Annotated in this window: 12 protein-coding genes; 8 read left to right on the top strand and 4 right to left on the bottom strand. The window is 64.3% G+C overall.

Annotation, left to right across the window (positions count from 1 at the left end):
* Positions 1–199: 199 nt before the first annotated feature.
* From dgcA to K675_RS0111545, 3 genes are all read right to left on the bottom strand, one after another.
* Positions 200–2,260 carry a dimethylglycine demethylation protein DgcA gene (gene dgcA / locus K675_RS0111555; RefSeq protein WP_017903679.1) on the bottom strand — a complete coding sequence of 687 codons (2,061 nt, stop codon included), beginning with the start codon at positions 2,258–2,260 and terminating at the stop codon, positions 200–202.
* Between the two features lie 15 nt (positions 2,261–2,275).
* Positions 2,276–2,806, bottom strand: coding sequence for a DUF5943 domain-containing protein (locus tag K675_RS0111550; RefSeq protein ID WP_010452075.1), 531 nt, complete (start codon positions 2,804–2,806; stop codon positions 2,276–2,278).
* A 95-nt stretch (positions 2,807–2,901) separates the two neighbouring features.
* Positions 2,902–3,879: a dipeptidase gene (locus tag K675_RS0111545; RefSeq protein ID WP_017903678.1), complete on the bottom strand. Its 978-nt coding sequence runs from the start codon at positions 3,877–3,879 to the stop codon at positions 2,902–2,904.
* A 245-nt stretch (positions 3,880–4,124) separates the two neighbouring features.
* Here K675_RS0111545 and K675_RS0111540 point away from each other — a divergent pair, with 245 nt between their 5' ends.
* The 3 genes from K675_RS0111540 to K675_RS0111530 all read left to right on the top strand — a co-directional run bounded on the left by K675_RS0111540 (position 4,125) and on the right by K675_RS0111530 (position 5,907).
* Positions 4,125–4,526 carry a lysozyme inhibitor LprI family protein gene (locus tag K675_RS0111540; RefSeq protein WP_017903677.1) on the top strand — a complete coding sequence of 134 codons (402 nt, stop codon included), beginning with the start codon at positions 4,125–4,127 and terminating at the stop codon, positions 4,524–4,526.
* A gap of 150 nt (positions 4,527–4,676) precedes the next feature.
* A complete protein-coding gene (locus tag K675_RS0111535) occupies positions 4,677–5,450 on the top strand; it encodes a hypothetical protein (RefSeq protein ID WP_017903676.1) in 774 nt (257 codons plus the stop codon).
* A gap of 40 nt (positions 5,451–5,490) precedes the next feature.
* A complete protein-coding gene (locus tag K675_RS0111530) occupies positions 5,491–5,907 on the top strand; it encodes a DUF3010 family protein (RefSeq protein WP_017903675.1) in 417 nt (138 codons plus the stop codon).
* 204 nt (positions 5,908–6,111) lie between these two features.
* Here the strand turns inward: K675_RS0111530 and K675_RS0111525 are convergent, their stop codons facing one another.
* Positions 6,112–7,056 (bottom strand): GlxA family transcriptional regulator, encoded by a 945-nt coding sequence (locus tag K675_RS0111525; protein ID WP_026145111.1) that lies wholly within the window; start codon positions 7,054–7,056, stop codon positions 6,112–6,114.
* A 195-nt stretch (positions 7,057–7,251) separates the two neighbouring features.
* Between K675_RS0111525 and K675_RS0111520 the strand changes: the two genes are divergently transcribed.
* The 5 genes from K675_RS0111520 to K675_RS30675 all read left to right on the top strand — a co-directional run.
* Entirely contained in the window at positions 7,252–8,196 is a 945-nt protein-coding gene (locus tag K675_RS0111520) for a choline ABC transporter substrate-binding protein (RefSeq protein WP_017903673.1), read from the top strand.
* 72 nt (positions 8,197–8,268) lie between these two features.
* The gene (locus K675_RS0111515; RefSeq protein WP_017903672.1) at positions 8,269–9,156 is read left to right on the top strand and encodes a 3-keto-5-aminohexanoate cleavage protein; all 888 of its coding nucleotides are present in this window, start codon (positions 8,269–8,271) and stop codon (positions 9,154–9,156) included.
* Positions 9,157–9,310: 154 nt separating this feature from the next.
* A complete protein-coding gene (locus K675_RS0111510) occupies positions 9,311–10,276 on the top strand; it encodes an L-carnitine dehydrogenase (RefSeq protein WP_017903671.1) in 966 nt (321 codons plus the stop codon).
* Between the two features lie 226 nt (positions 10,277–10,502).
* Positions 10,503–10,988 (top strand): thioesterase family protein, encoded by a 486-nt coding sequence (locus K675_RS0111505; RefSeq protein WP_017903670.1) that lies wholly within the window; start codon positions 10,503–10,505, stop codon positions 10,986–10,988.
* Between the two features lie 24 nt (positions 10,989–11,012).
* Positions 11,013–11,305, top strand: a 293-nt coding sequence (locus K675_RS30675) for a gamma-butyrobetaine hydroxylase-like domain-containing protein (RefSeq protein WP_037006446.1), incomplete at its 3' end; no start/stop codon positions are given.

The following is an 11,305-nucleotide window of genomic DNA, read 5'->3' as shown; positions in this document are numbered from 1 at the left end:
GTGGCGAGGGGGCTTGCCCCCGTTCGGCTGCGAAGCAGTCGTAACCCGGCCAACGCGTATTTTCCGACAAGACGCGCCGGCTGATCCGGGGCCGCTTCGCAGCCCAGCGGGGGCAAGCCCCCTCGCCACAAACAGCCCCATCACCACACGATCAATCTCTCACCACACAACAGGCCCCATCACCACCGGCGATGCACCGTCAGAAATCCTTGCACAGGCGCAGCGCGTCATAGATCGCTGCATGCGTGTTGCGCTGGGCCACGCAGTCGCCGATGCGGAACAGCAGGTAGCCGTCGCCGGACTGGCTCAGGCAAGGCTGCGGCTGGATCGCGAACAGCGCCTCGACATCGATCTGGCCCTTGTTGCGCGAACCTTCCTTGAGCCCGTAGTAGAGGGCTTCGTCCGGCCGTACGCCGTTCTCCACCACCACCTGGTCGACCACCCGCTCCTCTTTCGCGCCGGTGTATTCGTTCTCCAGCACGGCCACCAGCTTGTCGCCCTCGCGGTAGACCTTTTCCAGCATCATGTCGCCGGTCATGATCACTTCCTTGGGGTACATGCTGCGGTAGTAGGTCGGGAACGACGTACCGCCGATCGCCACGCCCGGCTTGATGTCGTCGGTGACGATCTCGACCTGGCTGCCCTTGTCGGCGAGGAAGTCGGCCACCGACATGCCGGTGAATTCACAGATGGTGTCGTAGACCAGCACGTTCTTGCCCGGTGCGACCTTGCCGTCGAGCACGTCCCAACTGCTGACCACCAGCCCTTCGGCGGCGCCCCAGTGTTCGTTCTGCTCCAGGTTCGGATGCCCGCCGACCGCCAGCACGACGATGTCCGGACGCAGGTCGAGAATGGTCGCCGCGTCGGCGGCGGTGCCCAGGCGCAGGTCGACCTTCAGCCGGGCCAGCTCCAACTGGAACCAGCGGGTGATACCGGCGATCTGGTCACGCTGCGGCGCCTTGGCCGCCGTGGTGATCTGCCCGCCGATGCTGTCCTTCTTCTCGAACAGGGTCACGTCGTGGCCACGCTCGGCCGCCACGCGGGCGGCTTCCATGCCGGCCGGGCCGGCACCGACGATCACCACCTTGCGCCTGGGCCCGGTGGACTTCTCGATGATGTGCGGCACGCCCATGTATTCACGGGAGGTCGCGGCGTTCTGGATGCACAGCACATCCAGGCCCTGGTACTGGCGGTCGATGCAGTAGTTGGCACCGACGCACTGCTTGATCTGGTCGACCTGGCCCATCTTGATCTTGGCGATCAGGTGCGGGTCGGCGATGTGCGCGCGGGTCATGCCGACCATGTCCACGTAGCCGCCTTCGAGGATACGGGTGGCCTGGTTCGGGTCCTTGATGTTCTGCGCGTGCAGCACCGGAACCTTGACCACTTCCTTGATACCGGCGGCCAGGTGCAGGAACGGCTCCGGCGGGAAGCTCATGTTCGGGATCACGTTGGCCAGGGTGTTGTGGGTGTCGCACCCCGAGCCGACCACGCCGATGAAGTCGAGCATGCCGGTGTCGTCGTAGTACTTGGCGATCTGCTTCATGTCTTCGTGGGACAGACCGTCCGGGTGGAACTCGTCACCGCAGATGCGCATGCCGACGCAGAAGTCGTCGCCGACTTCCGCGCGCACGGCCTTCAGCACTTCCAGGCCGAACTTCATCCGGCCCTCGAAGCTGCCGCCCCATTCGTCGGTCCGCTTGTTGACCCGCGGGCTCCAGAACTGGTCGATCATGTGCTGGTGCACGGCGGACAGTTCGACGCCATCCAGGCCGCCTTCCTTCGCGCGGCGGGCCGCCTGCGCGTAGTTGCCGATCACCCGCCAGATCTCTTCCGGCTCGATGGTCTTGCAGGTGGCGCGGTGCACCGGCTCACGCACGCCCGAAGGCGACATCAGGGTCGGCCAGTGGTAGCCGTCCCAGCGCGAGCGACGACCCATGTGGGTAATCTGGATCATGATCTTGGCGCCATGCTTGTGCATGGCGTCGGCCAGGTTCTGGAAGTGCGGGATGATACGGTCGGTGGACAGGTTCACCGAACTCCACCACTGCTGCGGACTGTCGATGGCGACCACCGACGAGCCGCCGCAGATCGCCAGGCCGATGCCGCCCTTGGCCTTTTCCTCGTAGTACTTCACATAGCGGTCGGTGGTCATCCCGCCATCGGTGGCATACACCTCGGCGTGGGCGGTACTGAGCACGCGGTTGCGGATGGTCAGCTTGCCGATCTGGATCGGCTGGAACATTGCTTCGAAAGCCATGATGCGATCCTCGACTTACAGCGGCTTGACGGTGAACAGGCCATCGTCGTGGCCTTCTTCGGAGCCGCCATAGACCTGCTCGGCCACGGTGCGGATCTGGCTGCCACGGGCGGCCAGGATCTGGTCCATGGCGCCGGCGAACCAGCCGGTGAACATGTAGTCGACCTTGCGCCCGACCTTGCCGTAGACGTAGACGAACGCCGAGTGCTCGAGCTTGACGCTGGCGGTGCCCTTGTCGAGGTCGATGTCCTGGATCTTGAACAGGCCCCAGCCGCGCTGCGACAGGCGCTTCATGTAGTGCTCGAACACCGCGACGCCTTCCAGGCCGTGGCATTCGGCTTCCTTCTCGCACCAGTGCCAGGCGGACTTGTAGCCGGCCTTGTAGAGAATTTCGGCATAGGCTTCGGCGCCCAGCACTTCTTCGATGCCCATGTGGTTGTTGACGAAGAAATGGCGTGGCACGTAGAGCATCGGCAAGGCATCGGAAGTCCAGACACCGGTTTCGCTGTCGACTTCGATGGGCAGTTGCGGGGCGATTTTAGCCATGGGAAACACTCCAGAATTCATTGTTTGCGGCTGGCCGCGTACGCCCTGCGCGACCGGCGCGCAGGGGAAATAGCAAAGGGAAAGCGGTTCCGGGGTTACTCGCCCCAGACCTCCTTGAGGACGTTGACCCAGTTCTCGCCCATGATCTTGCGCACCACGCGCTCGCTGTGACCGCGCTTGAGCAGGGTCTCGGTGAGGTTGGGGAACTCGCCCACGGTGCGGATGCCCAGCGGGTTGATGATCTTGCCGAAGCTGGTCAGGCGGCGGGCGTAGCCCTTGTCGTGGGTCAGGTATTCGAAGAAGTCCTGGCCATGGCCCTGGGTGAAGTCGGTACCGATGCCGATGGCGTCTTCACCGACGATGTTCATCACGTACTCGATGGCTTCGGCGTAGTCGTCGATGGTCGAGTCGATGCCCTTGGCCAGGAACGGCGCGAACATGGTCACGCCGACGAAACCGCCGTGGTCGGCGATGAACTTCAGTTCCGCGTCGGACTTGTTGCGTGGGTGCTCTTTCAGGCCCGAAGGCAGACAGTGGGAGTAGGTCACCGGCTTCTTCGACTCGAGGATGACTTCCTCGCTGGTCTTGGAACCGACGTGGGACAGGTCGCACATGATGCCGACACGGTTCATTTCGGCGACGATCTCGCGACCGAAGCCCGACAGGCCGCCGTCACGCTCGTAGCAGCCGGTGCCGACCAGGTTCTGGGTGTTGTAGCACATCTGCACGATGCCCACGCCCAGTTGCTTGAAGATCTCCACGTAACCGATCTGGTCCTCGAACGCATGGGCGTTCTGGAAGCCGAAGAGGATGCCGGTCTTGCCCAGTTCCTTGGCCTTGCGAATGTCCGCGGTGGTACGTACCGGCATCACCAGGTCGCTGTTCTCGCGGATCAGCTTCTGGCTGGCGGCGATGCTGTTGACGGTGGCCTGGAAACCTTCCCAGACCGACACGGTGCAGTTGGCGGCGGTCAGCCCACCCTTGCGCATGTCCTCGAACAGTTCGCGGTTCCATTTGGCAATGATCAGCCCGTCGATAACGATGCTGTCGGCGTGTAACTCGGCTGGGCTCATCAGGCTGTCCCCTTTATTGGCAATTCATGCGCCGAATCGTCTGCCGGCGCTTTGGACCCAGCATATGCCCAGGGCCTGTCGGAGCCGGGTGCAAAAACGACAGGGGAATTGCCGAAAGCGTCAATCCGCGACAAAGGGCGTCAAGGCAGTAGGCTCCAGCACTTATCGTTGTACGACTATTCTTTGCATTCGGCTTCAGACAGAATTGCCGTTTACCGTTTTCCTATCAGCTTCAGGACACCGTAATGAAATCGATTTTCCTGGCCTTGGCCCTTGTCAGCGTGGGTGTTCACGCCGCGGAAGACACCGACAACTCGCCGTGCGACGCGGTTGCGGACGACCAGCAGACCCTGGAATGCGCCACCTACAACAAGAACACCGCCGATCAGTTGCTCAAGGATAACTTCCAGGCCTTGCTGGATAGGGTCACGTCGCAATACGCGAGCAAGAAAGCCGAGCAGAGCGATATCACCGCCAGGCTGCAGAAGGCCCAGCAGCTCTGGACCCAATCGCGGGACGCCGACTGCGCCATCGCGCCGTTGCCGGCCAAGGTTGGCAGCAAGCAGTACAACATCGATTTGAATGACTGCCTGGCGAGCAAGAGCGACGAACGGTCGGAATTCCTCGAATCGCTGCTGCAGGAATGACGTCCACGGGCATCGACAGGTCGGTGCCGCGCTGGTCGTATCGGCCAGCGTCTTGACAAGGCGGACAGCGAAACTTAACTGAAAGGCAGCAACCCATGCCCTGAGCCGGCTGTACAGGCGAGTCGATCACGATCATCAGAGGATTATCGTATGCGCTCACTTTCAGCCATTCCGCTGTATGCCTGCCTTATCTTCATCGCCATCGTGCTCTTCATCGAGATCGGTCGACGGGTTGGCGCCCGCCACCTGGCCGCCGACCCCGAGGGCGCACGCACCGGCATCGGCGCCATAGAGGGCGCGGTGTTCGGCCTGCTGGCACTGCTGATCGCCTTCACCTTCTCCGGCGCGGCCACCCGAATGGACACCCGGCGCACGCTGATCGTCGAGGAAACCAACGCCATGGGCACCGCCTGGCTACGCCTGGACCTGCTGCCCGCGGCCAGCCAGCCGGCCCTGCGCCAGGCCTTTCGCGACTATGTGGACGCGCGCATCGCCTACTACCGCGACCTGACCGACGTCGAACTGGCCAGCCACGAAAGCGCCCGCGCCAACGCCCTGCAACTGGAGATCTGGAAACACTCGATCGCCGGCTTGCAGCAGATGCCGACGCCGACTCTGGGGGTCAGCCTGTTGCAGGCGCTGAACGCGATGATCGACATCACCACCACTCGCAGCGTCGCCCTGGAAACCCACCCGCCACTGATCATCTACCTGATGCTGATCGCCCTGACCCAGGTCAGCGCGCTGTTCATCGGCTACGGCATGGCCGGCACCGGCCGGCACTGGCTGCACATCCTCGGCTACGCACTGGTGATGGTCTGCGTGCTCTACGTGATTCTCGACTTCGAGTTCCCCCGGTTGGGTATCATCCGGGTCGACCACTTCGACAAGATCATGCTGGACTTGCGTAAAAGCATGCATTGACCTCCCCTGGAAAGCCCCAAACTGGCTACAAAGGAATCAGATGACTATCTGCGGTATCGAAATCAAGGGCAGCGAAGCCATCTTCGCCCTCGCCACCCTGCGGGATGCAACGCCGGCACACCTGGCTGTCGCCATCAAGAAGATCGCCCTGGACGATGATGACGAAGCCGCCAACGTCAAGGCGTTCGCCAGCCAGTTGCGAGCGTTCGTCGAGGCCAATGGCATCACTCGCATCGCCATCAAGAAACGCAGCAAGAAAGGCGAATTCGCCGGCGGGCCGACCACCTTCAAGATCGAGGGTATCGTGCAACTGCTGGACAACTGCGAAGTGACGCTGCTGTCGCCGCAGACCCTCAATGCCCAGCACAAGAAACATGGCTTCGAGTTGCCGGAGACGCTGAACAAATACCAGCACGAGGCCTACAAGACGGCCTGTGCGGCGCTGCTGAAGAAGTAACGCCTGCGCCGCGGTGTTTTGTGGGAGCAGGTCATCCGCGAAGCCTTTAGCGATAGCAAGGGCGCGTTCGCGGATAAATCCGGCTCCCACAGTGCCGGCGTCGTTCGCAGGATTCATGCACGGTGCGAGCACTTGTGGGAGCCGGATTCATCCGCGAATGGGCCTTAAGCCCTGCACAGCCCCTGGAACTCCCACAGGATACCGCTACGCCTTGAGCGACCGCCGATCCTCGCGCGGGCAGCGGGCAAACCGGGCCCGGTAGCTGCGGGTGAAGTACGACGGCGACTCGAAACCGCTGGCGATGCTCACCTCCAGCACGCTCATGTCGGTCTGGCGCAGCAACTGCCGGGCCTTCTCCAGGCGCAGGCCCAGATAGAAGTTGCTCGGCGTGTCCTTGAGATAGAGGCGGAACAGCCGCTCGAGTTGGCGCCGCGTGACCTGGATCGACCGCGCCAGCTCCAGCGTGCTCAGCGGCGGCTCCATGTGCTGTTCCATCTCGCCAACCACCTGCACCAGCTTCTTGTTGCTGATGCCGTAGCGCGTGGCGATCTGCATGCGCTGGTGGTCCTTGCGCGGGCGGATGCGCCCGAGCACGAACTGCTCCGACACCTGGATCGCCAGCTCCGGGCCGTGAGCCTGGCCGATCAGGTCGAGCATCATGTCGATCGACGCCGTGCCGCCCGCGCAGGTGATACGCCGGCGGTCGATCTCGAACAGTTCCTGGGTCACCTCCAGCTGTGGATAAGACTCCTTGAACGCTTCCAGCGCCTCCCAATGCAACGTCACCCGATGGCCTTCCAGCAAGCCGGCCTCGGCCAGCACCACACTGCCAGTATCGATGCCGCCGAGGGTGACACCCTCGCCATCCAGGCGGCGCAACCAGTGCTCCAGTGCCGGAGTAGCGAATTTCAGCGGCTCGAAGCCGGCGACCACCAGCAGCGTGGCCCCCTTCTTCAGAGGCTCCAGCGCCGCGTCGGCGTTGACCGACATGCCGTTGCTCGCCAGCACCGCGCCGCCGTCCGAGCTCAACACATGCCAACGATACAGCTCGCCGCGAAAGCGATTGGCCACGCGCAGCGGTTCGATCGCCGAGATGAAACCCATCGCCGAAAAACCCGGCATCAACAAGAAGTAGAGATCCTGGGACATGGAGCGCACTCGCAAGACGGGTAGCGTTGTCGCTGTGATACGCCAGTTCGGGATTGGCTACAAGGGGGGTTGGTCGCCGCAGTGCAAGAGTCGGTCGCCGTAGTGCGTTTTCAGATAACCCGGGCTGCGTAACGTGAGCATCACCGGCGCATCAGACGCCGGAACCGACAATAACGACCTGCCGAGGAAACCCGCATGAAACGACTGATCAGCCGCTGTGCACTCGCACTCACCGGCGCCGCGCTCCTGAGCACCAGCGTGATGGCCGCCGACCAGGCCTCCTGCCGGAACGTCCGCCTCGGCGTGGTCAACTGGACCGACGTGATCGCCACCAGCGCCATGAGCCAGGTGCTGCTCGAAGGCCTCGGCTACCAGGTCAAGCAGACCAGCGCCTCGCAGCAGATCATCTTCGCCGGCATCCGCGACCAGCGCCTGGACCTGTTCCTCGGCTACTGGAACCCGCTGATGACCCAGACCATCACCCCATTCGTCGACGCCAAACAGGTCAAGGTGCTGGCCGAACCGAGCCTCAAGGACGCCCGCGCGACCCTGGCCGTGCCCACCTACCTGGCCGACAAGGGCCTGAAGACCTTCGCCGACATCGCCAGGTTCGAGAAGGAGCTGGGCGGCAAGATCTACGGCATCGAACCCGGCTCGGGCGCCAACACCCAGATCAAGGCGATGATCGCCAGGAACCAGTTCGGCCTCGGCAAGTTCCAGCTGGTGGAATCCAGCGAGGCCGGCATGCTCGCCGCCGTCGACCGCGCCGTACGGCGCAAGGAAGCCGTGGTGTTCTTCGGCTGGGCGCCGCACCCGATGAATGTCAACCTGCAGATGACCTACCTCAGCGGCAGCGAGGACGCCCTCGGCCCGAACGAAGGCATGGCGACGGTATGGACCGTGACCTCGCCCACCTATGCCGAGCAATGCCCGAACATCAACCGGCTGCTGACCAACCTGACGTTCAGCGCCGAGGACGAGAGCCGGATGATGCAACCGCTGCTCGACCACAAGGACGCCCTCGAATCGGCCCGCCAGTGGCTCAAGGATCACCCGCAGGACCAGGCCCGCTGGCTGCAGGGGGTGACCACCTTCGATGGCCGCCCGGCCGCCGAGAACCTGCAACTGACCAGCCAGTAACCCAACGCCCCCTCTCTACCGCAGCCCCACTGGCTGCGGTGTGAACCACCACGCCTGTAAGGAACCCGCACCATGAACCACGACGTCATCATCACCTGCGCACTCACCGGTGCTGGCGACACCACCGCCAAGAGCCCGCACGTCCCGGTCACGCCCAAGCAGATCGCCGCCGCCGCCGTCGAGGCGGCCAAGGCCGGTGCCACGGTGGTGCACTGCCACGTGCGCAATCCCGAGACCGGCAAGTTCAGCCGCGACGTGGCGCTGTACCGTGAAGTGATGGAGCGCATCCGCGAGGCGGACGTCGACATCATCGTCAACCTCACCGCCGGCATGGGCGGCGACCTGGAAATCGGTGCCGGCGAGAACCCCATGGAGTTCGGCCCCAACACCGACCTGGTCGGCCCGCTGACCCGCCTGGCGCACGTCGAGGCACTGTTGCCGGAAATCTGCACCCTGGACTGCGGCACCCTCAACTTCGGCGACGGCGACACCATCTACGTCTCCACCCCGGCGCAACTGCGCGCGGGCGCCAGGCGCATCCAGGAACTGGGCGTGAAGGCCGAGCTGGAGATTTTCGACACCGGCCACCTGTGGTTCGCCAAGCAGATGATGAAGGAAGGCCTGCTGGACAACCCGCTGTTCCAGCTGTGCCTGGGCATCCCATGGGGCGCTCCGGCCGACACCACGACCATGAAGGCCATGGTCGACAACCTGCCGCCGGACGTGGTCTGGGCCGGCTTCGGTATCGGCCGCATGCAGATGCCGATGGCGGCCCAGGCGGTACTGCTCGGGGGCAACGTGCGGGTCGGCCTGGAAGACAACCTGTGGCTGGACAAGGGCGTGCTGGCGACCAACGGCCAACTGGTCGAGCGCGCCACGGAAATCCTCAGCCGCCTCGGCGCCCGCGTCCTGACCCCGGCCGAGGGCCGGGCGAAGATGGGCCTGACCCGGCGCGGCTGACCTCGAACCCAGGATACCAATCTGACCCTGTGGGAGCCGGCTTGCTGGCGATAGCCATTTCACTGGCGCAACAAACGCCTGGGAATGGCCGCCTTCGGCGGATCGCCAGCCAGCCGGCTCCTACAAGAACCGCGAACTTCTTCAGGAATTCATCATGAGTTTTATCACCGAAATCAAAACCTTCGCCGCCCTCGGCAGCGGTGTCATCGGCAGCGGCTGGGTCGCCCGGGCGCTCGCCCACGGCCTCGACGTGGTCGCCTGGGACCCTGCCCCCGGCGCCGAGGCGGCCCTGCGCAAGCGCATCGCCAACGCCTGGGGTGCCCTGGAAAAACAGGGCCTGGCGCCCGGCGCCGCGCAAGACCGGCTGCGCTTCGTCGCCACCATCGAGGAGTGCGTGAAGGACGCCGACTTCATCCAGGAAAGCGCCCCGGAGCGCCTGGAGCTGAAACTGGAACTGCACGCCAGGATCAGCGCCGCCGCCAAGCCCAATGCCCTGATCGGTTCCAGCACCTCGGGCCTGCTGCCCAGTGAGTTCTACGAAGGCGCCACCCACCCGGAGCGCTGCGTGGTCGGCCACCCGTTCAACCCGGTGTACCTGCTGCCGCTGGTGGAAGTGGTCGGCGGCCGGCAGACCGCCCCCGAGGCCGTGCAGGCGGCGATCAAGGTCTATGAATCCCTTGGCATGCGCCCACTGCACGTGCGCAAGGAAGTGCCCGGCTTCATCGCCGACCGCTTGCTCGAAGCGCTGTGGCGCGAGGCGTTGCACCTGGTCAACGACGGCGTCGCCAGCACCGGCGAGATCGACGATGCGATCCGTTTCGGCGCCGGCTTGCGCTGGTCGTTCATGGGTACCTTCCTGACCTACACCCTGGCCGGTGGCGATGCCGGCATGCGCCACTTCATGGCCCAGTTCGGCCCGGCGCTGCAACTGCCGTGGACCTACCTGCCGGCACCGGAGCTGACCGACAAGCTGATCGACGATGTGGTCGAGGGCACCCGCGAGCAGTTGGGCCGCCACAGCATTTCGGCGCTGGAGCGCTATCGTGATGACTGCCTGCTGGCGGTGCTGGACGCGGTGAAGAGCACCAAGGCCAAGCACGGCATGAGTTTCAGCGAGTAACGAACCCATCACCCTGTCAGTAGTGAACCTACCACGCTGTCAGTAGTGAACCTACCACGCTGTGGCGAGCGGGCTTGCCCGCGCTGGACTGCGCAGCAGTCCCAACACCGGAGAATGCGTCCTTTCAGGGGTACGTGTTTCCCGGGTCACGGCCGCTGTGCGGCCGAGCGCGGGCAAGCCCGCTCGCCACAGGTCTCATCAGCCTCAGCCTTTGTGGAGCCTCTCCATGCCCCACCTCACCACCTACACCACCTACACCACCACCGTCATCCCCGACTGGGTCGACTACAACGGCCACCTGCGCGATGCCTTCTACCTGCTGATTTTCAGCTACGCCACCGACGCCCTGATGGATCGTCTGGGCCTGGACAGCGACAACCGCGAAGCCACCGGCAGTTCGCTGTTCACCCTGGAACTGCACCTGAACTACCTGCACGAGGTGAAACTCGGCGCCCAGGTCGAAGTGCACACGCGGATACTCGCCCACGACGCCAAGCGCCTGCACCTCTACCACAGCCTGCACCTGGTGGGCGGCGACAAGGAACTGGCCGGCAACGAGCAGATGCTGCTCCACGTCGACCTCTCCGGCCCGCGCTCGGCACCGTTCAGCGAAGCTGTACTGGAACGCCTGCAGACCCTGCTCGACGAGCAGAGCGATCTGCCCCTGCCGGAGTACATCGGCCGGGTGATTGGCTTGCCAGGGAAAAAATAACGACACAACGAAAAGGAGCTCGCCGTGAACACCGCCACCGCTTTTGCCGACTACCGCCGTTATCCGCTGATCAGTGCCCTGACCGCCGCGCAACCGCTGGCGGACCAGGTCCGGGTGAGCTGGGCCGATGGCCGGGTCAGCCCCTTCCACCACCCCTGGCTGCGCGACAACTGCCCGTGCGCGCAGTGTGTCTATACGGTGACCCGCGAGCAGGTGCTGGAGATCGTCGACGTGCCCGAGGATCTGGTACCGGCCGCGGTGCACATCGACGCCAGCGGCAGCCTGTGCATCGACTGGCAGGACGGCCACGCCAGCCA

This window comes from Pseudomonas fuscovaginae SE-1 (assembly GCF_000364705.1).
In the GTDB taxonomy this organism is placed as follows: domain Bacteria; phylum Pseudomonadota; class Gammaproteobacteria; order Pseudomonadales; family Pseudomonadaceae; genus Aquipseudomonas; species Aquipseudomonas fuscovaginae_A.
This window is presented reverse-complemented; position numbering and strand designations above follow the sequence as displayed.